The 26,931-nt window shown below is 44.9% G+C and carries 21 protein-coding genes and 1 pseudogene; 10 read left to right on the forward strand and 12 right to left on the reverse strand.

All coding sequences use genetic code 11. The annotated features are described in order from the left end of the window. Window positions 1-40: 40 nt before the first annotated feature. From rlmD to XPG1_RS02865, 6 genes are all read left to right on the forward strand, one after another. Entirely contained in the window at window positions 41-1,378 is a 1,338-nt protein-coding gene (gene rlmD, locus XPG1_RS02840) for a 23S rRNA (uracil(1939)-C(5))-methyltransferase RlmD (RefSeq protein WP_045960349.1), read from the forward strand. Between the two features lie 9 nt (window positions 1,379-1,387). Beyond that, window positions 1,388-3,625 carry a GTP diphosphokinase gene (relA, locus tag XPG1_RS02845; RefSeq protein WP_045957739.1) on the forward strand — a complete coding sequence of 746 codons (2,238 nt, stop codon included), beginning with the start codon at window positions 1,388-1,390 and terminating at the stop codon, window positions 3,623-3,625. Between the two features lie 8 nt (window positions 3,626-3,633). After that, window positions 3,634-4,434, forward strand: a complete 801-nt coding sequence (mazG, locus tag XPG1_RS02850; RefSeq protein ID WP_045957740.1) for a nucleoside triphosphate pyrophosphohydrolase — start codon at window positions 3,634-3,636, stop codon at window positions 4,432-4,434. Window positions 4,435-4,691: 257 nt separating this feature from the next. After that, on the forward strand, window positions 4,692-6,329 hold the full coding sequence (gene pyrG / locus XPG1_RS02855; protein WP_045957741.1) for a glutamine hydrolyzing CTP synthase: 1,638 nt from the start codon (window positions 4,692-4,694) through the stop codon (window positions 6,327-6,329). A gap of 96 nt (window positions 6,330-6,425) precedes the next feature. Next, entirely contained in the window at window positions 6,426-7,727 is a 1,302-nt protein-coding gene (gene eno / locus XPG1_RS02860) for a phosphopyruvate hydratase (protein ID WP_045957742.1), read from the forward strand. A 513-nt stretch (window positions 7,728-8,240) separates the two neighbouring features. After that, complete coding sequence (locus XPG1_RS02865; RefSeq protein WP_045957743.1) at window positions 8,241-9,626, forward strand: SLC13 family permease; 1,386 nt, start codon at window positions 8,241-8,243, stop codon at window positions 9,624-9,626. 83 nt (window positions 9,627-9,709) lie between these two features. Here the strand turns inward: XPG1_RS02865 and XPG1_RS02870 are convergent, their stop codons facing one another. After that, window positions 9,710-11,194 (reverse strand): aldehyde dehydrogenase family protein, encoded by a 1,485-nt coding sequence (locus tag XPG1_RS02870; protein WP_045957744.1) that lies wholly within the window; start codon window positions 11,192-11,194, stop codon window positions 9,710-9,712. Between the two features lie 819 nt (window positions 11,195-12,013). Here XPG1_RS02870 and XPG1_RS02875 point away from each other — a divergent pair. Then, window positions 12,014-12,346: a DUF6694 family lipoprotein gene (locus XPG1_RS02875; RefSeq protein ID WP_231853040.1), complete on the forward strand. Its 333-nt coding sequence runs from the start codon at window positions 12,014-12,016 to the stop codon at window positions 12,344-12,346. Between the two features lie 94 nt (window positions 12,347-12,440). Here the strand turns inward: XPG1_RS02875 and XPG1_RS02880 are convergent, their stop codons facing one another. Both XPG1_RS02880 and metK read right to left on the reverse strand, forming a co-directional pair. After that, entirely contained in the window at window positions 12,441-12,938 is a 498-nt protein-coding gene (locus tag XPG1_RS02880) for a SprT family zinc-dependent metalloprotease (protein ID WP_045957746.1), read from the reverse strand. Window positions 12,939-13,106: 168 nt separating this feature from the next. Then, window positions 13,107-14,261, reverse strand: a complete 1,155-nt coding sequence (gene metK / locus XPG1_RS02885) for a methionine adenosyltransferase (protein ID WP_045957747.1) — start codon at window positions 14,259-14,261, stop codon at window positions 13,107-13,109. 662 nt (window positions 14,262-14,923) lie between these two features. Between metK and speA the strand changes: the two genes are divergently transcribed. From speA to XPG1_RS19220, 3 genes and pseudogenes are all read left to right on the forward strand, one after another. Continuing rightward, window positions 14,924-16,834, forward strand: a complete 1,911-nt coding sequence (speA, locus tag XPG1_RS02890) for a biosynthetic arginine decarboxylase (RefSeq protein ID WP_045957748.1) — start codon at window positions 14,924-14,926, stop codon at window positions 16,832-16,834. A gap of 52 nt (window positions 16,835-16,886) precedes the next feature. Then, window positions 16,887-17,834 carry an agmatinase gene (gene speB, locus XPG1_RS02895; RefSeq protein ID WP_045957749.1) on the forward strand — a complete coding sequence of 316 codons (948 nt, stop codon included), beginning with the start codon at window positions 16,887-16,889 and terminating at the stop codon, window positions 17,832-17,834. A gap of 119 nt (window positions 17,835-17,953) precedes the next feature. Further along, window positions 17,954-18,028: pseudogene (locus tag XPG1_RS19220) on the forward strand (IS6 family transposase); the annotation flags it as partial. 71 nt (window positions 18,029-18,099) lie between these two features. Here XPG1_RS19220 and XPG1_RS02900 read toward each other — a convergent pair. The 9 genes from XPG1_RS02900 to XPG1_RS02935 all read right to left on the reverse strand — a co-directional run bounded on the left by XPG1_RS02900 (window position 18,100) and on the right by XPG1_RS02935 (window position 26,812). Beyond that, window positions 18,100-18,885, reverse strand: a complete 786-nt coding sequence (locus XPG1_RS02900; protein WP_157879424.1) for a DUF6687 family protein — start codon at window positions 18,883-18,885, stop codon at window positions 18,100-18,102. Then, complete coding sequence (locus XPG1_RS18215; protein ID WP_157879425.1) at window positions 18,866-19,003, reverse strand: hypothetical protein; 138 nt, start codon at window positions 19,001-19,003, stop codon at window positions 18,866-18,868. The genes XPG1_RS02900 and XPG1_RS18215 overlap by 20 nt, the downstream gene beginning before the upstream one ends. A gap of 253 nt (window positions 19,004-19,256) precedes the next feature. Continuing rightward, a complete protein-coding gene (locus XPG1_RS02905) occupies window positions 19,257-20,660 on the reverse strand; it encodes an MFS transporter (protein ID WP_045957750.1) in 1,404 nt (467 codons plus the stop codon). Window positions 20,661-20,695: 35 nt separating this feature from the next. Beyond that, window positions 20,696-21,562 carry a VOC family protein gene (locus tag XPG1_RS02910; protein WP_045957751.1) on the reverse strand — a complete coding sequence of 289 codons (867 nt, stop codon included), beginning with the start codon at window positions 21,560-21,562 and terminating at the stop codon, window positions 20,696-20,698. Window positions 21,563-21,564: 2 nt separating this feature from the next. Continuing rightward, window positions 21,565-22,617, reverse strand: a complete 1,053-nt coding sequence (locus tag XPG1_RS02915) for a methyltransferase (RefSeq protein ID WP_045957752.1) — start codon at window positions 22,615-22,617, stop codon at window positions 21,565-21,567. Window positions 22,618-22,780: 163 nt separating this feature from the next. Further along, window positions 22,781-23,764: a formylglycine-generating enzyme family protein gene (locus XPG1_RS02920; protein ID WP_045957753.1), complete on the reverse strand. Its 984-nt coding sequence runs from the start codon at window positions 23,762-23,764 to the stop codon at window positions 22,781-22,783. Continuing rightward, entirely contained in the window at window positions 23,761-24,474 is a 714-nt protein-coding gene (locus XPG1_RS02925; protein ID WP_045957754.1) for a class I SAM-dependent methyltransferase, read from the reverse strand. Before XPG1_RS02925 ends, XPG1_RS02920 begins: the two co-directional genes overlap by 4 nt. Continuing rightward, window positions 24,471-26,168 (reverse strand): WD40 repeat domain-containing protein, encoded by a 1,698-nt coding sequence (locus XPG1_RS02930; protein WP_045957755.1) that lies wholly within the window; start codon window positions 26,166-26,168, stop codon window positions 24,471-24,473. Before XPG1_RS02930 ends, XPG1_RS02925 begins: the two co-directional genes overlap by 4 nt. Beyond that, on the reverse strand, window positions 26,165-26,812 hold the full coding sequence (locus tag XPG1_RS02935; RefSeq protein WP_045957756.1) for a GTP cyclohydrolase II: 648 nt from the start codon (window positions 26,810-26,812) through the stop codon (window positions 26,165-26,167). The genes XPG1_RS02930 and XPG1_RS02935 overlap by 4 nt, the downstream gene beginning before the upstream one ends. Between the last annotated feature and the right edge of the window lie 119 nt (window positions 26,813-26,931).

Here is a 26,931-nt window from a genome sequence, read left to right on the forward strand (position 1 = left end):
GGGAAAATCAGAACTCAATTTTTCAAAGTCAGTTAGAATCATGGTGCAATTTTACTCCCCAAATCGTCGTTCCGTAAACCGAGGCATTATTTCCATTACCGCAGATAACCTTGATGCACAAGGGCAAGGCATTGCTCGTCATCAGGGTAAAACGATCTTTATTCCAGGATTACTGCCAGGCGAGCAGGCACAGATCCAACTGACAGAGGAAAAACGCCAATTTGCTAAGGGCAAAGTCGTTAAAAGGCTGTCAGACAGCTCACATCGCGTAGCACCTCGCTGTCCGCATTTTAACGTATGTGGTGGATGCCAGCAGCAACATGTTATGGCTGAACTGCAAGCTAACACGAAGGCCAGTGTCCTGGAACACCTGATTCAACGGGAAACCGGTGTCAGGATCAGCGCACAGCCTATTATTCACAGTCCAGAATATGGCTATCGGCGTAGGGCGAGGCTGGGTCTGCAATACCACACCAAGCAACGTACATTATTGATGGGATTTCGTCAGAGCCAGACCAACGATGTGGTGAATATTCAACACTGCCCTGTGTTGCGCCCGGAGCTGGAGCAATTATTACCGCCGTTGTCCCAGTGTCTGAGTCGCCTGAATGCGGCGAAACGATTGGGGCATGTGGAGTTGGTGTTGGCGGATAATGGCCCGCTTATCGTATTGCGCCATCTTGATCCGCTTAAACCTGAAGATAAAGAAACGCTGCGTACTTTTTCAGAGCAGTACCATGTGGCGATTTATTTGCAGGGTGAGGAAAAAGCCCTTCATCCATTGCGAGCAGAGCAACCCGCCCCGTGGTATCAGGTGGGGGGGCTGAAATTGGTGTTCAGTCCACAAGATTTTATTCAGGTCAATGATACCGTTAACCAGCAAATGGTGGCACAGGCGTTAGCCTGGTTGGATTTACAACCGACAGACCGGGTATTGGATTTGTTCTGTGGTATGGGGAACTTTACGTTACCCATTGCGACGAAAGTTCAGGCTGTCGTGGGTGTCGAAGGGGTTGCTGCGCTGGTGGCGAATGGGCAATATAATGCCCAGCTCAATGCACTCAGTAATGTCGATTTTTTTCATGAGAATCTGGAATCAGATATTCATCAGCAGCCCTGGGCCGCACAAGGTTTCAATAAAGTGCTGCTAGATCCCGCCCGCGCTGGCGCGGCGGGTGTTATGGCTCATATTGTAAAATTAGCCCCCAAAAAAGTGGTTTACGTTTCCTGTAACCCCACGACACTGGCGCGGGACAGTAAGGTCTTGTTGGCGGCGGGTTATCGTCTGGTCAGTGTGCGGATGTTGGATATGTTTCCGCACACCGGCCATCTGGAATCCATGGCTCTGTTCAGTCGTGAGCCGAGGGCTATCGAGTAGGGAGAAATTATGGTTGCGGTAAGAAGTGCGCATCTCACACCGGCAGGTGAATTTGCTGTCGATAAATGGATTGCGAGTTTAAACATCACTAACCCAAAAACCCGTGAGAAACTGGTTAAAACCTGGCGATATTGTCACGAAAAAGTCCAAAATCACCCGGATGCAGGCCGGTTGTTATGGCGTGGTGTGGAAATGGTGGAGATTCTGTCTACATTAAGCATGGATAGTGACAGTATGCGCGCTGCACTGCTTTTTCCTCTCCTGAATGCCAGGTTACTCGACAGTGAAACCGTAACAGAAACCTTTGGCAAAGCGATCACGGATTTGGGGAATGGGGTGTTGGAAATGGACGCCATTCGTCAACTGAAAGCGACTCACACGGACGCGACTTGTTCAGTTCAGGTGGATAATGTTCGCCGGATGCTGCTGGCAATGGTGGAGGATTTTCGCTGTGTGATTATCAAACTGGCAGAACGCATCGCCCACTTGCGCGAAGTGAAAGATGCCAGTGAAGATGAGCGGGTACTGGCAGCCAAAGAGTGCTCTAATATCTATGCGCCTCTTGCCAATCGTCTGGGCATTGGGCAGCTAAAATGGGAGCTGGAGGATTTTTGTTTCCGTTATTTGCATCCCGATGAGTATAAGAAAATTGCCAAATTGCTGCATGAGCGCCGGATTGATCGTGAACAATATATCGAAACCTTTGTAACGACCCTGCGCAATAGCATGCTGCAAGAAGGGATCAATGCTGAAATTTATGGGCGTCCCAAACATATCTACAGCATCTGGCGTAAAATGCAGAAAAAATCCCTGTCCTTTGATGAATTGTTTGACGTGCGGGCTGTACGGATTGTTGTTGAACGTTTGCAGGATTGCTACGCTGCATTGGGGATCGTTCATACTCACTATCGCCATTTGCCAGATGAGTTTGACGACTATGTTGCCAATCCGAAGCCTAATGGTTATCAATCCATTCATACCGTTGTTCTGGGGCCACATGGTAAAACACTGGAAATCCAGATCCGTACTCGTCAGATGCATGATGATGCCGAACTTGGCGTCGCCGCACATTGGAAATATAAAGAAGGCACTGCGGCAGGTGGCGGTAAATCCAGCAGTTATGAAAGCCGTATTGCATGGCTGCGGAAATTGATCGCATGGCAGGAAGAAATGGCGGATACCGGCGAGATGCTGGACGAAGTGCGTAGCCAGGTATTCGATGATCGCGTTTATGTCTTTACGCCAAAAGGGGATGTCATTGATTTGCCGATTGGTTCTACCCCGTTGGACTTTGCTTATCACATTCACAGTGATGTCGGTCATCGTTGTATTGGTGCCAAAATTGGCGGCCGAATCGTCCCCTTCAGCTATCAGCTTCAGATGGGGGATCAAATTGAAATCATTACCCAGAAACAACCTAACCCAAGCCGTGACTGGCTGAATCCTAATCTTGGTTATGTGACGACTAGCCGTGGGCGCGCGAAAATCCATAATTGGTTTCGTAAGCAAGATCGTGATAAGAATATCCTTGCGGGTCGCCAAATGCTGGAGAATGAGCTGACACATTTAGGTATCACGCTCAAAGAAGCAGAAAAAGAACTGATCGCCCGCTATAACGTTCATTCGTTGGAAGAAGTGCTGGCGGGGATTGGTGTCGGTGATATCCGCATTCACCAGCTAACGAATTTCCTGCAAAATAAATTCAACAAAACCACCGCAGAAGAAGAGGATCGCGAGGCGCTTCGCAATCTGGAGAACAAGGCCTATACACCGCGCAATATCAGCAGGGATAATGGCCGCGTTGTTGTCGAAGGGGTCGGCAACTTAATGCATCACATTGCCCGTTGTTGCCAGCCTATTCCCGGTGATGAGATCATTGGATTCATTACACGTGGGCGAGGGATCTCCATCCACCGGGCGGATTGTGATCAACTGGCGGAACTCGAGGCCAGTTCACCCGAGCGGATCGTGGATGCAGTATGGGGAGAGAGTTATTCGAGCGGTTATTCACTTGTGGTGCGGGTGCTCGCTAACGATCGCAGTGGATTATTGCGTGATATCACCACCATCCTGGCCAATGAAAAAGTCAATGTGTTGGGTGTCAGCAGCCGCAGTGATGTTAAGCAACAGCTCGCAACCATCGATATGGATATTGAGATTTACAACCTGCAAGTGCTTGGGCGGGTATTGGCGAAACTCAATCAGTTACCGGATGTGATTGAAGCCAGACGTCTGCACGGTCATTGAGTTAAGGCATGGATAAGATGAAACCTATTTCGATTGAACGATTGAAGGGGATAATGGCGCAGTTGCGCCATCCCCAGAACGGCTGCCCTTGGGACAAAGCACAAACCTCCGCGACGATTGCACCTTATACGCTGGAAGAAACCTATGAAGTTCTTGATGCGATTGAACGCAATGATACCAATGCCTTGAAAGAAGAATTGGGCGATTTGCTGTTTCATATCGTGTTTTATGCCCAGATGGCGCAAGAACAGCAACAATTTGATTTTGATGATATTTGTGAAACAGTGTGCGACAAGCTGGAACGCCGCCATCCCCATATCTTCAATCAACAAGCCGGTATCAGCAACGAAGAAGCAATAGCAAGCTGGGAACAGCGTAAGGCCGCAGAAAGGGCTGAGAAAGATCAACATTCGGTGCTGGATGATATTCCTGCCAGTCTGCCGGCGCTGATGAAAGCGTATAAAATCCAGAAGCGCTGTGCTTCGGTAGGCTTTGATTGGGATACATTGGGCCCGGTGCTGGACAAAGTTTACGAAGAAATTGATGAAGTGATGGATGAAGCAAAGCAAGCTGTGGTTGATAACGAACGGCTGGAAGAAGAGATCGGTGATTTGCTGTTTTCGGTGGTGAATCTATCCCGTCATTTGGGGCATAAACCGGAAGTGGCATTACAGAAAGCCTGTCAGAAATTCGAAAATCGTTTTCGGCACGTCGAAAAATTGATTCAAGACAAAGGATTATCATTGGAAACTGCAACACTGGACGACATGGAAGCAATGTGGCAACGGGTGAAAAATCAGAAAGCGTAGGGCAATCATCTGAAAAAAGATGAAAATCGTGAAAAGGATACCGAGTTATGGCCGAATAACCGGAATCAGATGAAAAAATTTTGCGTAAATAACTTGATGAATTTAAAGCGAAATTAGTGTTATTGTTTCGCTGTGTAACTGATTATCTGACACTTTACCCTGTTTAGATGGTTTGTAGCGAAATTAAGGTTAGGGTATACTGCTTTCCCGTCCTGTTATATTCATCATCCTTTTAAACCTAAACTTTCAGGTTCAGCATGAAAACTAATTATATTTTTGTGACCGGCGGGGTCGTATCCTCTCTGGGTAAAGGCATTGCCGCAGCCTCTTTGGCGGCTATACTCGAAGCCCGTGGACTCAATGTTACCATTATGAAACTGGACCCGTATATTAACGTCGATCCAGGCACAATGAGCCCAACCCAACACGGGGAAGTTTTCGTTACCGAAGACGGCGCTGAAACTGATCTCGATTTAGGTCATTACGAACGTTTCATCCGAACCAAAATGACACGTCGCAATAATTTCACGACAGGTCGTGTCTATTCTGAAGTCCTGCGCAAAGAACGCCGTGGCGATTATTTAGGCGCCACCATTCAGGTCATTCCTCATATCACCAATGAAATCAAAGATCGTATTATCCGTGGTGCAGAAGGCCACGATGTTGTCTTGGTGGAAATCGGTGGCACCGTCGGTGATATCGAATCCCTGCCATTCCTCGAAGCTATTCGTCAGATGGCGGTGGAAGTAGGCCGTGAAAACACCCTGTTTATGCACTTGACTTTAGTGCCTTATATGGCTGCTGCGGGTGAAGTGAAAACGAAGCCGACCCAGCATTCGGTGAAAGAATTACTGTCCATTGGGATTCAGCCAGATGTGTTAATTTGCCGTTCAGACCGCGCGATCCCTGCCAATGAACGAGCAAAAATTGCGCTTTTCTGTAATGTGCCAGAGAAAGCGGTTATCTCCTTAAAAGATGTTGATTCCATTTATAAAATCCCAGGCCTCTTGAAATCTCAGGGCTTAGATGATTATATTTGTAAACGATTCAGCCTCGAATGCCCTGAAGCGGATCTGTCCGAATGGGAACAGGTCATTTATGAAGAAGCGAATCCATCCGGTGAAGTTACCATTGGGATGGTGGGTAAGTATGTTGAATTGCCAGATGCTTATAAATCAGTGATTGAAGCACTCAAACATGGTGGGCTGAAAAGTCGCCTGACGGTCAATATCAAGCTGATTGATTCGCAAGATGTTGAAACTCGTGGTGTTGATGTACTGAAAGATCTGGACGCAATTTTGGTTCCCGGTGGTTTTGGTGGCCGTGGTATCGAAGGCAAAATCATGACAGCACGTTATGCCCGTGAGAACAAGATCCCCTATTTGGGAATCTGTCTGGGCATGCAGGTTGCCCTGATTGAATTTGCTCGCAATGTTGCGGGTATGGCAGGGGCTAACTCGACTGAATTTGCACCTGAGTGTCAGTTACCGGTTGTTGGTCTGATCACCGAATGGCGTGATGAGGACGGCAACTTAGAAGTCCGTAGCGAAGAGAGCGATCTCGGCGGAACGATGCGCGTTGGTGGTCAGTTGTGCCATTTAACGGAAAATAGTCTGGTACGTAATCTTTATGGCCAGAGTGACATTGTTGAGCGTCACCGTCATCGTTATGAAGTGAATAATTTATTGTTGAAACGTATTGAAGAGGCCGGTTTGCGCGTTGCGGGTCGTTCAATCGATAATAAGCTGGTGGAAATCATTGAGAACCCTGCACACCCATGGTTTGTCGCGTGTCAGTTCCACCCGGAATTCACTTCAACGCCTCGTGATGGTCATCCGTTATTTGCCGGCTTTGTTGAAGCCGCAAGCAAATATCAGAAAGGCCAGTTGAAATAAGATATGGGGCAATAGGTTGGGATTAAGCCGAGCGTTTTAAGGTCGTCACTTTTTCAATCTGTTGCCCGGAACTTAACTTGTACTGAGGAAAACCGAATGTCCAAAATCGTTAAAGTGCTTGGCCGTGAAATCATTGACTCCCGTGGTAACCCAACTGTCGAAGCAGAGGTACACCTGGAAGGGGGTTTTGTTGGTCTGGCTGCTGCGCCATCAGGTGCATCAACCGGTTCGCGCGAAGCGCTGGAACTGCGTGATGGTGATAAGTCTCGCTTCATGGGTAAAGGTGTTCTGAAAGCAATTGCTGCGGTCAATGGCCCGATTGCACAGGCTCTGGTTGGTCAGGATGCGAAAGATCAGACTAACATCGATAAGATCATGATCGAATTGGATGGTACTGAAAATAAATCTAACTTCGGTGCTAATGCGATTTTGGCTGTTTCTCTTGCAAACGCCAAAGCTGCCGCGGCAGCGAAAGGCATGCCACTATATGAGCACATTGCTGAGTTGAACGGTACGCCGAGTAAATTCTCCATGCCTCTGCCAATGATGAACATCATCAACGGCGGTGAACATGCAGACAATAACGTCGATATCCAGGAATTCATGATCCAGCCAGTGGGTGCTAGCACACTGAAAGAAGCGGTACGTATGGGTTCCGAAGTATTCCACAATCTGGCCAAGGTGCTGAAAGCAAAAGGCATGAACACTGCGGTGGGTGATGAAGGTGGTTATGCACCAAACCTGGAATCCAACGCCGCAGCGCTGGCTGCAATCAAAGAAGCCGTTGAGAAAGCAGGTTACGTACTGGGTAAAGATATTACTCTGGCGATGGATTGTGCTGCTTCCGAATTTTATAACGAAGAAACTGGCCACTATGAACTGAAAGGCGAGGGTAAGACTTTCACCTCTCAGGAATTCACCCACTATTTGGAAGGCTTGACTAAAGAATATCCTATCGTTTCCATCGAAGATGGTCTGAACGAATCGGATTGGGAAGGCTTTGCTTACCAGACGAAAGTGATGGGTGACAAAATCCAGTTGGTTGGCGACGATCTGTTTGTTACCAATACCAAGATCCTGAAAGAAGGGATCGAAAAAGGAATTGCAAACTCCATTCTGATTAAATTCAACCAGATTGGTTCTTTGACTGAAACCCTGGCCGCAATCAAGATGGCAAAAGAGGCCGGTTATACTGCGGTTATCTCTCATCGTTCTGGTGAAACGGAAGATGCAACGATTGCTGACCTGGCGGTGGGTACGGCAGCTGGTCAAATTAAAACTGGCTCTATGAGCCGTTCTGATCGTGTTGCTAAATATAACCAGCTGATTCGTATTGAAGAAGCACTGGGTAATCGTGCACCTTTCAACGGCCTGAAAGAAGTGAAAGGTCAGGCATAATCGCCGACAGCGTTCTCTGACTTTTTCGCTAAAAAGTGAAGAGAAAAGCAAAGAGTAGAAAGCCACCCGTTAACCGGTGGCTTTTTACCAGATCAACAAAATATCCCTTTTTAATAACGGAATATTTTGTTGATCCCACTCACTGATGCGATGAATGAGAAGAGGATTTTCGAAAAAATAGGGTAAATATTCTTTATGTTTTCACCGAGGGAAGAAGGCTTTTTTATTTTTTAACAAAATAAAATTTTATTTCTTAGGGTGGCTACCCATTCTATGACAGGGTAAAAATGTGATGTGACAACAGAAATTATGGTTCTTTTTTCGTCTATTAATTGATAAATCAACAAATCCCGCGTGGCAGATCTCAAAATTATACAACTCGTATTTTCTTCCTCGTTGATACTACTTATTATTTTACATGTAATGTAATTCTTTAACATTCATTGTTGCAATGATTCATAACTTATTATTTTTACATTACGGAACTATGTTTCATTGTCTTACGGAGTCTTCATGGACGCTTCTGAATCTTTAACACCAGCGGTTGGGCCTACACCATTAAATAAGAGAGGCCTAATTATTCTCGCGCTGGATATCATCTTGCTTATCGTATTGCTTAAGTTTTTGCCTTATGGGGAAAAAGCAAACGCAGGTTTAGCACTGATGGCATTTGTTGGTGTGCTATGGCTAACGGAAGCCGTTCACGTCACTATCACGGCACTGTGTGTGCCTATTCTGGCCGTTGGGATGGGATTGATGAATACCGGTGACGCATTGAAATCGTTTGCAAACCCGATAATCTTCCTGTTCTTCGGTGGATTTGCATTGGCAACAGCCCTGCATATCCAGGGGCTGGACAGATTAATCGCTAACCGTTTGTTGATGATTGCTCGCGGGCGTTTATCGGTGGCGGTATTGCTGATATTTGGGATTACTGCACTACTGTCTATGTGGATCAGTAATACAGCAACTGCGGCAATGATGTTACCCCTCATCCTGGGTATTTTGGCGAATTTGGATGTACGTTCTGAACGTAATACTTTCGTATTTGTACTGTTAGGCGTCGCATACAGTGCCAGTATTGGTGGTTTGGGAACGTTGGTCGGCAGTCCTCCAAATGCCATCGCTGCGGCACAACTGGGTATGGATTTCTTCACCTGGATGAAATACGGTGTGCCAATGGTCATTATTCTATTGCCAGTGATGGTTGGGATCATGTACATCATGCTGCGCCCGAACCTGAAACACAAATTTGATCTGGAATTAGAACAGTTGGAGTGGAATGGTAAACGTTTGATTGCCATGACCATTTTCCTGTTAACCGTGGTATGTTGGATTTTCAGTTCATTTATCAGTAGTGCGCTTGGTGGTGTCAAAGATTTGGATACGATTATTGCGGTGAGCGCAGCTATCCTGATTGGTATCACGGGGGTGTCAACCTGGTCACAGATTCAAAATAACACGGAATGGGGTGTGTTGATGCTGTTCGGTGGAGGTCTGACACTGAGTGCCGTCCTGAAAAATTCGGGTGCGAGTGAAGTGATGGCGAATGGCATGGCGGCAACTTTTGGGACAAGCCCTTGGTTTGTGATCATCATTGCAATTGCTGCGTTTATTATTTTCCTGACAGAATTCACCAGCAACACGGCCAGCGCCGCGTTATTGGTGCCTATTTTTGCCACGGTTGCCGAAGCACTAGGAATGCCCGTCATGGTCTTAACCATGATCATTGGTATCGGTGCATCCTGTGCATTTATGCTACCTGTTGCCACCCCCCCTAACGCGATTGTGTATGGTTCTGGCTATATCAAGCAAATAGAGATGGTTAAAGTCGGTATCGTGCTGAACCTGGCGTGTATTGTGATTATTTCTGTGGTTGCCTGGTTCTTCTGGATCTAATCTTTTCGGCTGTTTAACATTTAAATCAGTGATGAACAAAATCGCCACCTTACCGGGTGGCGATTTTATTGGCAAAGAACGCGTTAGTCTGCTTTGGTACTGATATAGATATTCTTCACTTCAGTGTAAGCATCCAATATCATCTTGTGCGTTTCACGTCCAAGTCCTGATTTCTTATACCCCCCGAAAGGCGCATGAGCAGGCAGATCGTGATAGGTATTAATCCACATACGTCCCGTTTTGATTGCTTTCGCTACACGCAAGGCGCGGTTAATGTCCTGCGTCCATACGGCACCGGCCAGGCCATATTCGGAATCATTGGCCATTTCGATGACCTCTTCTTCATGGCTGAATGGAATAACACACAGTACCGGGCCAAAGATTTCTTCCTGCGCAACCCGCATGTCATTGGTTACATTGATAATAATTGTTGGATGGATAAAGAAACCATCATCATATCCTGCGCCTGTCATGCGTTTTCCGCCTGTCAGAACGGTTGCTCCCTCCTGTTTTGCAAGATCGATATAACCTAAAATCGTTTTCATCTGTTCTTCACTTACCTGGCTGCCCATTTCTGTCTCTGCCAACATGGGATCACCCACTTTGACTGATTCAAAGACGGTTTTCAGTGATTTCAGGAATTCATCGTGAATATCTTTATGCAGGAACAGGCGGGCACCGGATTCACAGGCTTGCCCCTGATTCAGTAAAATAGCGTTGGCCGCGTATTTGACGGCCTTTTTCATATTGGCATCGGGGAAGACAATATTGGCAGATTTACCCCCCAATTCCAGCGTTGCGGGAATAAGCCTTTTCGCTGCGGCGGCGGCAACGTTATAACCGACGTCTGTTGATCCGGTAAAGGCAACCTTACCAATGCCTTCATGGTCGAGGATGGCTTGACCGACAACAGAACCACGTCCCGTCACAATATTGATAACACCCGCAGGTAAAACTTGATTCATGATCCGCCCTAATTCAAGGAGCGTAATGGGGGTCAGACTTGCAGGATTGATTACAATGGTATTACCGGCGGCAAGGGCGGGGGCGATCTTCCAGGCCGCCATCAATAGCGGAAAATTCCATGGAATAATTTGTCCAACCACACCAATCGGCTCTCTGATCACTAAGCTTAAGGTGTCGTCATCAATGACATCACAGGCATCGGAATGAGCACGGATAGCGCCGGCAAAATAGCGGAAATGATCAACAGAGAAAGGAATATCAAAATGACGGCACAGAGCCTGAGTTTTGCCGGCATCTAGTGTTTCAAGGACGATAAAGCGTTCAGCTTCAGCCTCCAGCAGATCGGCAATTTTTAATAGCAGCGATTGTCTTTCTGCGGGGGAGGTTTTACGCCAGGCTGGCAGGGCGTTTTGCGCTGCGTTAACGGCCAGTTTCACATCCTCGGCATTACCGGCGGCATATTCTGTTAACCGTTCACCGGTTGCGGGATTGTAGCTTTGCATCGTACTTTTTGAAACACTATCCACCCACTTTCCATTAATCAGCATCTTATACGATTTAGTGGGTAACAATTCTTCGGCAATATCATGTAGTTTTTTCATTATATTCTCCGGGTACGTTGGTTTAGGTATACTAGAAAAAATAGGTTGAAGTAACTATAGGATTAATTCCTAATTTTTGGATAAGGTATAATGACAGTTGAGATCCCGCGGCCATTTTAAAATGCCATGATATTGATAGTTGTCTGTTTTTTTATGTATTTATTCTTAATAAAAACAAGATATTATGAATATGGATGCGGAATATCGGATGGAAATAATGAAAGCAGCTTTAATGAAACATAGAGGGATCACCTTCTCGTTTTTAATATAAATTATTTTTTGTGTCCTGTATATTAAAAATTTAAACGATTATCACGATAAAGTGATACATTAATAATGAATTATTGTGATATATCCCCCATTTTTCTCCCGGTTATTCATCATTTTGAGAGATAAATTCACTTATGTATCACTGTATTAATCTGTGTCTGATCGCTTTGTTAATATCTATGATTTTTATTTTTATTTTCTAATCAGGTATGGAAAATAAATAACGTGATGTATATCATGTCTGATATATTTAATCTATGGATAACTTCAGGTATATACCTATAATAGGTGAGCTATTATGTGGAATAAATAGACACTTAATGAGTTTATTTTTTTGTATCTGATGTTTGAATTTGCCGTTATTATGTGGTTATTTCCAGCAAAAAGATCAATAAATTGGTGCGAAATGTCGGATGTATACATCAATAATTAAGTGACGACCCTGCATGATGCCGTAATATAATTTTCTATTAAAACAATTTATCTGTTCTACTTCTGCTATTATTGCTTTATCGGTGATAGGCGGGGTTGGTTATGAGAAGATTGTTAGTGATTTGTTTGTTGGGATGTGTATTGGCGGGATGTGATAATCAACCCAAAATTGATGGAACAAATGAAATTGCTTTAAAAACATCCATTGAAAAGATCAGAGAGACATTGCCAGAAGATAAAAAATTACAATTTGATGATTCATTGAATGTCGTGATGACTAACAGTATCAACTTTGATGATTTGTTTAAGGATAACAGAGAGGGAAATATCAAATATGGCGATATACAAAAGTTTGAACAGCGATTTTATCAATCCTTGCATGGAAAAACGGCTGATCAGGTAATTGAAGAAGCCGAAAAAATTAAAGCTGCCAACATGCGTAAGAAATGAGTGTATGACATCTTCACTGATGCTGATATTGCTTCATATGCTTTAAACAAGGTGCCCTGATTGAGGGGCATTTTTTGGGGTACAATTTTGTGGGTCACAATAATGTCAGTCTTTCTCCACATTGCCGACAAACATAACAACTTTTTCCTCTGAGAACTTTATTGTGTTGTCTTATCGTCAGTTCATGGTGCTGACAGCGACAATAATAGATAAATATCTTACTGCGAACAGAATGCACAGAGAATTGATGAGTTCGATTGGCGGGGACTTTAAATAGGGTTTCCATAATAAAGCGCCACTCTTTGCCGTGTGGTTCTACCTTGCCAAATTGATGATAGGCTAATAGGTGAGCTAGTTCATGCGGGATAACTTCATTAATGAAAGCGAGCTGATTTTCGATCAACAAAATAGGATTGAGGCGGATTTCCCAGTCTTGTAGCCGGGCACTGCCTGCAATTGTCCCACGTTGTTGATAGGTTATGTGGGGTTCTGGAAAGCTTTGCTGCCAAAAATGACTCGCCTGCGTTAATTTCTGTCGCGTGGTGCGCATCACGGCGTGCTGTAAGAAAAGGGGAATGTTAACAAATTTCATTATAGCTGAATACGGTAATTTAAATATCTATTTGATTTTTAATATCTAATTAAATATATACCCAATAAAATTTAATGTGCATGGTGTCAATGATCGTGAGTCTTACTCACCCTCGACGAGTGATGAAAAAACCCGCAATGTTTGCGGGCTTCATCGATGAACTGAAAATTATTTCAATCCTGCCGCAGTGCGCAGAATTTCAGCTTTATCTGTTGCTTCCCAAGGGAATTGTTCACGACCAAAATGGCCATAGGCCGCAGTTTCGCGATAGATGGGGTGTAACAGATCCAACATTTTAATCAGGCCATAAGGGCGCAGATCAAAAAATTCACGAACTAATTGAATCAGTGTTGAAGTTGAAACTTTCTCTGTACCAAAGGTTTCCACCATGATAGAGGTGGGTTCAGCAACACCGATAGCGTAAGATACTTGGATTTCACAACGATCAGCCAGACCTGCGGCAACGATGTTTTTGGCAACGTAACGTGCTGCATAGGCTGCTGAACGGTCAACTTTGGAGGGATCTTTACCGGAGAATGCGCCGCCACCGTGACGAGCCATACCACCATAGGTATCGACAATGATCTTACGACCTGTCAAACCACAGTCACCCATTGGGCCACCGATCACGAAACGACCTGTTGGATTGATGAAGTATTTGGTCGTCGAAGTCAGCCATTCCGTCGGCAGCACCGGCTGGATAATCTCATCCATCACCGCTTCTTGCAGCGCTTTTTGAGTGATATCTTCAGAATGCTGGGTTGAAAGGACAACGGCATCAATACCGACAATCTTACCGTTATCGTATTGGAAGGTGACCTGACTTTTTGCATCCGGGCGCAACCACGGCAGCGTGCCGTTTTTACGAACTTCAGCCTGACGCTCAACCAAACGGTGTGCATAGGTGATAGGGGCTGGCATGAGGACATCAGTTTCATTAGTCGCATAACCAAACATCAAGCCCTGATCGCCTGCACCTTGTTCCAGAGGATCGGCACGGTCAACACCTTGATTGATATCTGGAGATTGTTTACCAATGGCACTGATAACGGCGCATGAGTTGGCATCAAATCCCATATCGGAGCTGGTATAGCCGATTTCGCGTACAGTGCGACGTGTAATTTCTTCAATATCAACCCAGGCACTGGTCGTGATTTCGCCACCAACCATCACCATACCGGTTTTAACGTAAGTTTCACAGGCAACTCTGGCCTTGGGATCCTGCGCTAAAATGGCATCAAGAACAGCATCGGAAATTTGGTCGGCAATTTTGTCCGGGTGTCCTTCTGAAACTGACTCAGAAGTGAAAAGATGTGTAGTCATTATATTTGGTTACCTTAAATATAATTTTGGGTTAAGGGTGGATGTTTTACCATCTAGACGGCCATTTTAAGTTACTCTTTTCAAGGTTACCAGTTTTTTTAAGCTTAAATCTCTATCATTGTGTGTTATTTTCGTTTTCCTCGCTAAAAAATAGGGGAATTCCGTCCCATTGAAATAAATTTCATTTTGCAATTTTGCCGAATTACAGGTATAAACTGCGCGACTCGCTAAGTCGATTTTTGTAGTTTGAGTGACAGATGTTTGCAGGAGCGTATGTGTATCCTGCTTCTCGATTGAGAAACGGCTTGCTGTAAGTAGGCCATGTGGGGAGAATGGGCGTGATGAACCATTATCTGCTGATTATTAACGGCCAACAGCCACATTATGTCATTGATGTATTCACATCGTGTTCCTGCCTTTTCAATTTCAATATGAATTCAATTCGATGTTGCCGATCACCCGCGTATAAACAGGTCATATTGCGTTAACATCATCGCGTCATACAGTAAAGATAGTGTTTAGTTTTTCTAAACATTCCTATAATCCTAAGAGCATGCTGTTCCCTGACATTTTTTAATGCGCAAGATATGCTCGGTCAAAGAGTGTCTTGGGTTATTGACTTACAGGTGAAGGCAAACCTCAACTCCATAAAGGAGACTGCCATGAATGATAATATCGCCCGTAAACTGCGACAGACTTATAATATCGCATACTGGGGCGGCAGCTATTACTATGTCAATGATCTGGGAAATGTCAGTGTTTGCCCAAACCCTGATTTACCGGACGCGCAAATTGCCCTCGCCGATCTGGTGAAGCGAGTTCAGCAAGAAGAACAGAAATTGCGTTTGCCGGCACTGTTTTGTTTTCCTCAGATTTTGCAACATCGCTTGCGTTCGATAAATGCAGCGTTTAAGCGTGCGCGTGAATCTTATGGCTATCAAGGGGATTACTTCCTCGTTTATCCGATTAAGGTTAATCAGCATCGCCGTGTTATTGAGACATTAGCAAACGCGGATGAACCGATCGGATTAGAAGCCGGTTCCAAAGCCGAGTTAATGGCAGTATTGGCTCATGCAGGCATGACAGGTACGGTGATTGTTTGTAATGGTTATAAAGATCGGGAATATATTCGTCTGGCACTGATCGGTGAAAAGTTGGGACACAAAGTGTACCTGGTCATCGAAAAGATGTCTGAAATGGCTATGGTGCTGGAAGAGGCTGAGCGCCTCAATGTGATACCGCGTCTTGGTGTACGGGCTCGTCTGGCCTCACAAGGGGCAGGGAAATGGCAATCCAGTGGCGGGGAAAAATCCAAATTTGGTTTGGCGGCGGCGCAGGTATTGCAATTGATTGAGACGTTGCGTGCAGCAGGGCGGTTGGAGAGTTTGCAATTACTGCATTTCCATCTGGGGTCTCAATTGGCGAATATCCGCGACGTGGCAACCGGAGTACAGGAAGCGGCCCGTTTTTATGTCGAGCTTTCTAAACTGGGTGTCAATATTCAATGTTTTGATGTTGGTGGTGGTTTAGGGGTCGATTATGAAGGAACACGCTCTCAGTCAGATTGTTCGGTGAATTATGGTCTGAATGAATACGCGAATAATGTTATTTGGGGGATTGGCGATGCATGTGAAGAGCACGGACTGCCTCATCCTACGGTGATTACGGAATCCGGCCGTGCATTGACAGCCCATCACACTGTTTTAGTTTCTAATGTCATTGGGGTGGAACGCAATGAATTCACCGAAACAACGCCCCCCGCAGAAGAGGCGACTCGTCCCTTGACCAGCCTGTGGAATACCTGGCAGGAGATGCAATCTGATGGTAACCGTCGTTCCCTGCGTGAGTGGTTGCATGATAGCCAGTTTGATCTGCATGATGTGCATACCCAGTATGCCCACGGAATGTTGGATCTGTCAGAGCGTGCATGGGCAGAAGAGCTGTACTTAAATATCTGTCGTCATATCCAGCAGGATCTTGATCCAAGCAATCGTGCTCATCGTCCGATCATTGATGAATTGCAAGAGCGTATGGCAGATAAATTCTACGTGAATTTTTCGTTATTCCAGTCAATGCCGGATGCGTGGGGGATTGATCAGTTGTTCCCGGTGTTGCCGATTGAAGGGCTGGATAAGCCATTAGATCGCCGTGCCGTTCTATTAGATATCACCTGTGACTCTGATGGGACGATTGATCATTATGTTGATGGTGATGGTGTGGCGACAACCATGCCAATGCCGGCTTATGATCCGGAAAAACCGCCATTGATTGGTTTCTTTATGGTTGGAGCCTATCAGGAAATTCTGGGTAACATGCATAACTTGTTTGGTGATACCGCCGCGATTGATGTTTATGTGGACGAAAATGGTGAAGTGACTTATCAGCAGAGTGAAGAGGGCGATTCTGTCGCGACGATGCTGCAATATGTCAAACTGGAACCGCAGGTACTGTTAACCCGTTTCCGTGATCAAGTGAAATCGACAGATCTGGATGAAAATTTACAGGCACAATTCCTGCAAGAGTTTGAAAATGGTCTGTATGGGTATACCTATTTAGAAGATGAATCATTCTGATTAATCATTGAATATTGGTAATAAGCCAGTATAGGACTTTTGAGGATATATCATGAGTATTAGCTCGTTAGGAAACCAAATTGATAATTCGTTGGTTTCAAATGCTTTCGGCTTTCTGCGTTTTCCATTGCATTTTCAGCCTGCTTCCAGTGATGCGGAATGGGTGATTACGGGAGTGCCCTTTGATATGGCGACATCAGGGCGTGCAGGTAGCCGTCACGGGCCTGCAGCGATTCGTCAGGTATCGACGAATCTGGCGTGGGAAAGCTGCCGGTGGCCGTGGAACTTTAGCTTGCGTAAGCACCTGAATGTGGTCGATTGCGGCGATCTGGTTTTTAACTTCGGTGATGCGCAGGATATGAGTGATAAGTTGCAGGCCCATGCGGAAAACGTGTTAGCCGCAGGCAAGCGCATGCTGTCTTTTGGCGGTGACCATTTTGTTACCTTGCCATTGTTGCGTGCCCATGCAAAATATTTTGGCAAAATGGCTCTGATCCATTTTGATGCGCATACGGATACGTATCCCAACGGCAGCAAATTCGATCATGGTACGATGTTTTATCATGCGCCGAACGAAGGATTGATTGATCCTCATCATTCAATACAAATTGGTATCCGTACTGAACACGATAAGGATCATGGTTTCACGGTACTGGATGCTGCGCAAGTCAATGATCGCGGTGTTGATGAGATGGTAGACCAGATCAAAACGGTGGTTGGTGATCTGCCGATTTATCTGACCTTTGATATTGATTGTCTTGATCCGGCATTTGCTCCGGGCACGGGTACCCCCGTGATTGGTGGATTAACGTCAGATCGCGCATTGAAAATCGTGCGGGGTTTGCAGCCACTGAATATCGTCGGCATGGATGTCGTGGAAGTCGCGCCGGCTTATGATCAATCCGAGATTACGGCTCTGGCTGCCGCGACGATTGGATTGGAGTTACTGTATTTACAGGCGTCCAAGAAGAATATATCTTTTCAGCATCATGCTATCTGATCGCACAACGAGTTTGTTGCAAAAAAATGATATTGTGATGAAAACCAATCACTTATCTTCATTTTTTGTGGACTAATATGATGTCTAATGGATTTAAGTGAAAACACTTTGCGACGGCGATCATTCTCTGGTACTTACGATGGTATGGCTCAACACCGATGAGCTATGCCAATGTTAGTGATATGTTGGCCAAATGAGGGATTTACACACTTAGCTTTTGCTGACCAGATGGCACATTAACTTTATAAATATCACGATAGTAGTTTTAAGACGTTGAGTATACACTTGGTGACCAAGCTGCTGGGGCAATGGACAGAAAGTGCTTTAGCTCACTGATGATAGTTTCTATAGGTAGACTGCTTCGCTGTGCAGTGTCACACCCTAGGCGGGGCATAATATGTTGTATTCCATCATAGTGCCAGCAGCAATCTTTCGTTTCGCTTGCTCGTAACGCTTGTGCAAAAATGGATAGATCACGACGCGGTCGTGGCGCAGAGGAGGATAATTCTACCCACCCTTCATAGCGTTGTTGGATAACGATATCGTTTTGAGTGACAATAGCAATGGTTGATAATAGCGTGCGGTTATGGAAACTAATAGGAGAAAATCCTAAGTAACGTTGTGAGACAGGTGTATCGCTATAAATAGGTAACCGGAATATAGCAAGATCGATCTCTGGATACTGTTCAACTATTACGTCCTGATGATTAAGTAATGCTTCTGTTTCACTGTGTTGCTGTTCAGCATCACGCCAAAGTGTTTCCTGAATCACTGAAGCATCCAGGAGGTCACGCAATGCTGGTAACATTGTTTTGAAGAGAGCTGCAATACGCAAACTTTCATTGGGCAATGTTCTTATAATATTCGATGTTTGTACCGCAATTGTATTCAGTGCAAATGCAAGTCGGCGTGCTCTTGGATTATAACCACAAGAGAAATCACCAAACCGTGCAATATCAATGAGAAGTTGCTTATGATCTTGTGCGTGTTTAGGTGAGAGCAGTGAATAGACAGATGCCAGCCCGTCTAGATCAAAATGGTCGGTTGTCACGAATAGCGATAACACGGCTGGCGAGAAGTCGGAGCTCAAATCCTTTGAGTTTGGCAGCAACATTATCGTCTATTTGCACGTAGCAATTACCGTCATAAAGGGGAAGAAAGTTTATCATCGGATACCTCCTGTTAGGCTAGATTCAATAATGGAGTATTAATGAGGGGGCTTCTTCTGTTGAAGTCACTCCATGTTCATCATGCGATCGATAGTGCGGGTTGTCATTGCGAATGACTGCCGGTTATTGATCATGGCTATCGTAGCCCATCTGAGGATTCCGAATGCATGTGAAGTCTTAAACAGGTCGATTTCACTCACTAGAATCATATTAGCCCCGTGCAATGAGTTCTTGTTGATAGTGTTCAGTACACTCAAGCAACACGTATACGGCGAACGATAAATGCTGCGAATACCGGTGCTAGTGCAAAGATGGCAAATAACCATGCAGAGGCACTTTGAGTTCCTGCCAATCCACCCGGGTCCGTAAACCCGGCAAGATTTGCAACGATACCTGCGAGTGCTGAACCAATGGCTGTCGCAAACAGTTGCACTGTTGTAATCGAGGTTGAGGCAAGGTCTTCCTGACCAGCAGGAGCGCTGGTAAATACTTGAGTAAGTAGGTGTGGCCAAGTAGCACCAATACCTGCGCCTACTGCGACAAGGGCAATGCACATCAATATAAAGCTAAAAGTCGGGTTGAATAGGTATTGTGATGGCATGATGATTGCCAATGTAATAAGTGCAAGCACAACTAGAATTGGACCCCGCCGTACAAGCCACTGTACAGTTTGCGGTCTGCGTCCGGAACTGAATAATGAGCCCACCGTCCACCCTGCAGCCATTAGAGCAGTGGCATAGCCTGCAATTAACGGACGATAGCCATGGATAGTTTGTAGAAAATACGGTACGAATATTTCTGTCGTCATACCGATTACAAGCAAAGCCATACAGGCATAGATTGCGCCAAGAGGAGCCCCTATATCGTAAGCACCAGTCGGCAGTAATTTAATTTTCGATTCACGATCAAAACGGGCAATCAATACGACAATGGCAATGCCAACTACGACACCAAAGATATTTGCAAAAATATCTTTAGACAGACTTGCGAACGATATAATAAGTACGGATACACCAAGTAACAGGATTTTGCCAATTGCGGCCCTTTCCGTCTGTGTATTCGATGTTTGATAGGCAGACAACTGGATGAGTACAATCATTGCAAGTACAGCTGCAACTGGCAAAAGTGCCATGAAAGCGAAACGCCATGTGTCCGCGTGTGCAAAGATGCCTCCGATTGCAGGTCCACAGAGTGTTGCGATACCCCACATACCTGAAACCATTGCCATCGCTCGGGGCCACAACCGTTCATCGAATACAATACGGATGAGTGCGTAGCTGAGTGCAAACAGAATGCCACCGCCGAAACCTTGCGTAAATCGCCCAATAAGCATCCACATCATGTCTTTTGCACTTGCGCATATGAATGTTCCACAACAGAATATGACGAGAGCGATAAGATAAGCAGCACGTGGCCCAAAACGACTTAGAATGTTTTTAGATAATGGCGCGCCAATAATTGACGCGACCATGAACAGCGTGGTGTTCCATGCATAGTATTCAAGCCCACCAATATCTCGTACAACGGATGGCAGTATAGTTGTTGCAATATAGATATTGATAGCATGTAACGCAACTCCTCCTGCAAGCGCAATTGAAAGTAAACCATTACGTCCGGAAAGTAGTTCCCCCCAGGAGGGAGTATTGTTAGAATCCATGGAATTACCTCGCCTGTTTATCGATTAATTAATAGTTATTCATCCAGAGAGAAATGTTGAGAGATGAGATATGGATTGCTCTCAAGCATTTCGATTTCTGGTGAATAGATTTCTATAACAAGACCATCAGGATCTTCAAAGTAGAAAGCCGTGCGTACACGATCCAACCCTAAATGATAACCCGGGGCAGGACCGTTGCCTTTCACAACCTTAATGCTACTATCTGCCTCAACTATTTTTGCTATTGATTTGACCCCTTCGGGATCTGTACGCACGCCAAAATGGTAGCCAGGCGGGTAGATAACGGTATCGGCCTGTTCAATAAAAAAGTCGAATCCGTTCAACTCCATAACCGCTTTCTTTGGACCCAAATTATAGCAATAGGAAGCGCCTAAAATTCGATGATAGAAATTGACAGATTTATTAAGATCTCGTGCAAGAATATTGATATGGTTCACTCGCAGTTCGCTTGATTTTCCCTCTTCAGGTTTGTTGCGTAAACGCCGCCACATCTTGATACAAGCTGTAAATGTAGCAAAGCCTGCAAGCCAGTCTTGTACGACATCCGTCGATTCACTTACAGATTTCATCTCAAGTGCAAGGGGATAGTAGAATGCGCTTTGACTGCATTCGTTCCATACCGTAGATACTTCATCATTGACACCATCCTGATCGATACCTATTTGAGCAACAGCGATTAGCCCAATTTCAGTTAGTCTTTTATTGTTTATAACACTTGATGTACCACGTGAAAGCACGAATATCCCATCAGGGGCGGTATTATCCGTTTTAGCTATATTCAATCGGTATCCAGCTGCGGTGCATTGTTCGGATAACGTGTGAACGATCTGTTCCGCGTCTGCGGGATTGATATCAAGACTGATTATTTCGAAAACAAGCATAGTTAGACCTCGTTAACAAGGCGTTGACCAATGAGCAGGGTATAACGACCAATTAATTGCTCTCTGATAGATAAACCATTTTCATTCATCACACGGGCTATCCATTGTGTTGGATGTAGTTCACCGTGATTGGTGTTAACCATCATGTGGAGTGAGAAGTCAGCAGATAGTGCAGGGGTGACACGATTTTCATCCAATGTCATTGTAAGGATCAATAATGTTCCCCCAGGATTCACAAGATTTGATGCACAACGAATGATTTCTTGTACTTCCTTTTCATTAAAGTAATGGAGGCAATCGTTCAACATAACTATGTCAGCCGCCTCTCCCTCAAAGTTGAGAGAATTAAGTAGGTTTTTCTCACAAAACCTGAGTCGTTCACTTAGGCCGTATGTTTCAATAGTTTTCTGTGCAGCTTTGCGGGTAGTCGGCAGATCCCATATCTGACCTGTCAGTTGTGGATGGTGGCGTAATGCTTCTGCGAGGTATGTACCATGCCCACCTGCAAGATCGATAGACGTATTGGCATTTTTGAATACGTTAAGGTTACTGACGACATCACGCATGGGTTGACTTAGACGTACCATTGCATCATTAAAGGCATCTTGGGCACGTTCATTACGTTTGAAAAGGTTTTCTTGTTGAAAGTTGAGCGGCGTTTCGCTACGTAAAATTTCTCCCATTCTAGGCCAGTTATCCCACTGCAAATATTGATGTTCAATGATTGCACCTATGTAGTCGGAACTAGTACTTGTCAAATATCGAGTAGTCAATTCAGTATTCAAAAACTCGTTGCCATCCTTCTTTAAAAGCCCAAGCGCAACAAGTGCATTTAACAGAATAAATACTTTACTTTCTACCATGCCGAAATTTTGGGCCATCTTTGATGGTGCGCATTTTTTCTGTGTTAAATCAAATAGCTTTTCAGCAATGGCATAGTGCAAGACTGCAGATTGGCGATATTGATCAGACAATTTAACTAAGTCGCTAGCTGAAGTCAGTGTAAGGTTATCGTTTTCTGACTTATAAATAGTCTCATTTACCAGTTCTAACATTGAAATCCCTCGCTTAATAATATTTTTTTGAGAAGTTGACACGTCTTGCGTTACCATTAATGGGACTTTTTTTGAAAATTAGCTCATTGCAAAGGTGTCATCTTCCGATATGTTGATACACTATTACAGTTATAATGTGCTCGGATCACCGCCCTGATTATTCTCAACGCGATTCTACAAGCCGAAAACCCATTGCGTAAATGTCACGCTGGTATCGGCCATGGCGACGAGCACAGCGCGCTAAGTCACCAAAACGCGTGAAGCTACCGCCTCGGGCTATTCGATAGCTTCCCTGAATATTTATTAGATCATCGTGAATTACATCTCCTCCCGGATAGGGATAGTAATCTTCGGCAACATACTCCTCGACATTGCCAGCGAGATCGTCGATTCCAAACTTACTACGACCAAGAGGATATATACCTACGGGAGTCGTCGATAATGGTCCGACTTCGGCCGTATTAGCTGCGTAAGGATTGAATTCGTTACCCCACGGATACTCGGATCTGGTGCCTCCAGATGCTGCGTATTCCCATTCAGCCTCTTCAGGTAACCGAAAATGCCGTCCAGTGGTGTTGCTCAACCAATCTGCATATGCTTCTGCTGCTTCTGGAGAAACAGACCAGACTGGATGGTTTGCCCGTTCATTTGGATAGACGCCGAAAGTCCAGGATGTCGGAAGCCATGGTGCATTAGTTTGCTCAAGAAACAACCTATACTCGAAATTCGTGACGGGATAACGCATCATCCGAAATGCCTTAATTTCCACGTGGTAGCATGGGCATTCCTTAGTTATCCACTTCTCAATTACGCCAACATGTTCCCATTTAGCAACGATCTGCGGAACTCGTTCTAATGTGGTACCGAGCCAAACATTGGCGGCGGGTACATCACACATTTCAGGATCAAGCGGGCGAATACGTTGATCGCCAGAAAAGTTTAGTAAAGTACCTGCCGTGTAACGGCGCTCAAATGGTATTGATGGATTTTGAATGATGTCTATCCATTCAGTGGGTTTAAGTTGTAACAGATCACTCTGTGCCGAAAATACCGTTGCAGGCATGCGTCCAACGAACAAATCTTCAGGTAGAGCCATTGCTGCCCGATCACTGAGATTGTTAGGGTTGTCGGTGAGCATCAGTTTCATGGAGATATCCTCGTCTCAGTAGGGGCTGATTTACTAACCGTCATCACTAGATAGTTCAGATCAGTCGTTGGACGTGGTACTCGATGCACACTGACAAGAGTGAAATTCTCAATACTCAACAGCTCGGTAAGCTCAGATTCTGTGAACTCACGATAAAGCCGTTGCGCTTTATTTACATATAGCTTCCCTGGCCTTTTTGATTCAAATACTGATATGGTAAAGAATCCTGTCGGACGTAAAAGCGAGTGGATCCGCCTGAGGTAGACAACGTATTCGTCAGGGTGTTGGTGATGTAGACAGCCATTATCGAGTACACCATCAAAAAGCGCCTTACCATCGAGTTCAATTACTGGCACCGCGCGAAATTGAACTTGATTGCCCCAGTTCTGTATTAGTTGTGGCCATTCGGGAAGTTCGATGAGGTCAACGGCTGTGACACGATGGCCTTGCGAAAGCAAGAATTGAGTGTCACGTCCACGCCCTGCACCAACATCCAGTACATCAGAAGGGCGAGCAAGATGAGTATGCAAGATAGTGCTTGCGTGTTGCATTGCTGTTTCTTCTGTCCAGACGTCTAGTTTTTCACTATAACTCGCCAGAAAATCTGAACGTAATACTTTTTCATAATCTTGTGGTAGTGTGTTCAGAGTATCAACAGGAGATATTATCCTTTTATTATCAATATAATGCATTTTAGTCTTACTATTCATATGTGCTCCAGCGGGATATGGTAGACATTGCCGTCATATGAACTTGCAATAAACATATGTGACATTGAGTTATAACTGAGGGATGATATCCCTGAGGTTGTTATTCGTTCATTGATCACCCAGTGGGCATCTATATGATCGTAAATAGCAACACGGCCGTTATAGCTACCAGTCGCTATATAGCGGCCGTTAACTCCTGCCGAAACACATTTGATCGAATGAGTGTGTGGTGTTGCGATTACATTTACATGATAATTTGGCGACCAGATCCGCAATTTCAGATCGCGGCTAACAGAAGCAAAATAGCCTTCACCGAGACCTATACAGCCATTTGCAATCTTCTCATGTGCGTGCTTGAGTGTGTATAATTGTTCAAGTGTTGATAAGCGATACCAAGTCGCTGATGCATCTGCCGCAATGGAGAAAATTAAATCACCAGAAGTAGCGATATCTTTGACGGCGTTACCATGTAGTGGCAAATCAGTGACGTGCGTTACGAGTGAACCTTCAATGCGTAGAACGATACCTTCACCTGTGTATGTGCCTATAACCGCATGATCTATCCCATTGAGCTTGAAAGACACACCGCAGTTTAATGGGGAACGGTGTTGGTACAACTCACGACCCGTACACGCATCGAATACTTTTCCGAGTTGACCACCTGTCAAGATAATGTCGCCTACGGGGGTGAGAAAGTTACATAGACTGCCTATTCGTATATATTCATGTTGGTTTACCCACACAATGCCAGCATCACCAATTGCCCATTGTTGATCATCGACTAACACAACTGTATTTATACCATTTGTCGGTGCTAATTCGGACAAATCCCAGTTACCTGTTTTCCAGTTGTATAGGCGATAACTTGCCTGGAAAGTTGCAAATACGATATGATCATCACCTGCAAAGGAGCATGAACGTGGCCATACCTCAGGGGGGAGTGAAGCACTGACTAACTCTTCTAACCGGCCACATGGATCAACATCCCACAGCCGCATTGTGCGATCGTATGACAGAGATACTAGAAGCCCTTTGTCGTGGTCTAACACGAGGCGTTTCACACCTGCATTATGTGCTCTGAACGTGATCTGCGTGCCATCAGTACTGATTGAAATTATCTCTCCTTCGTCATTGCCAGCAAAAATATGTCCGTTTGCAGCAATGGCTATTGTGTCGGTTTCGATGCCATTTAGATTGATGTCAGCAATAAGACTATTTTTTTCAAGTGACCAGCGTTTGATCGTTCCGTCATCACTTGATGAAACGAGTTCGTCGACATGATGCATCCATGCAACTGAGATGACGTCGGCTGAATGGCCTTTAAATATATGCAAAAGTTTGCCACTGAAATCATATACTCGGACATTTTGGTCACGTGAGGCGGTTGCGATCAGCGGTTTATTCGGATGGAATACACTCATTTCTACATCGTCGTTATGATCGGCAAATATAGCAACCAATCGCAGATCAGGTATAGTCCAGAGCCGAGCGCTATAATCTGATGATGATGTAACTGCGTAATTTCCATCAGGTGAGAATCCCCCCTGATTCGCCAAGTGATCATGCATCGCCCGAGCTATCGGGCGATTAGTTTTTGCATCCCACAGGATGACTTGGTTATCATAACCAGCCGTTAATACATATTTATCTCGGTATGCAGAAACTCCGCTAATCGGTGCCTGATGAGTGATCATTGGGAGTCCTCCCCGAGGTTTATGGTATGATGGTGTTTGTTAATTTTCGTTCGTAAATAGCTTTGATTCGTGTTATTAACGAACACACCTGTTGGTAATACACTCTTAATCCGGATTCCATTTCTTTTTAGTTGGGAAACTTTGTCTGGATTGTTAGTGACAAGTGTTATCTCGGAAATACCAAGTGCTTGTAGCATTTCAGCGGCTACGCGGAAGTTTCTCATGTCTTCAGGAAAATTGATCGCTTGGTTAGCTGCGAACGTGTCAAGCCCCTGTGAAATCTGTAAGTGATATGCATCCAGCTTGTTATACAACCCGATACCTCGCCCTTCCTGACGAAGATAAAGTAGGATGCCACCAAGTTTACCAAGCATAGTAATTGCTTCGTCTAATTGTTCTCCGCAATCACAACGTTCTGAGCCGAATACATCACCTGTCAGGCACTCAGAATGCACCCGAACATGCGGTGATTTGCTAAGGGGTTCAAAGACGATTGCAAGATGTTCTCCAATGTCGCAAAGGCCGGAAAACGTTACCATCTCGGCTTCAAATTTCAGTTTACTGGTACGAACATGTATAGGAATTTTGACGCGGGTACGAACAAATGCGCTTACTATTTTGGGGGGTGTTCTAGCTTCATTCATTCTGTGTTTCTCACTGTTAGTAGTTAGTATTTTGTTTAGTCACATAAGTTGGCTACTCGCCCATCGTAGAAAACTGCTTCGCAAAAGCTAGCTAGTGCAATAACAGAAACAAAACATTC

The sequence above is a fragment of the Xenorhabdus poinarii G6 genome, from assembly GCF_000968175.1.
GTDB lineage: Bacteria > Pseudomonadota > Gammaproteobacteria > Enterobacterales > Enterobacteriaceae > Xenorhabdus > Xenorhabdus poinarii.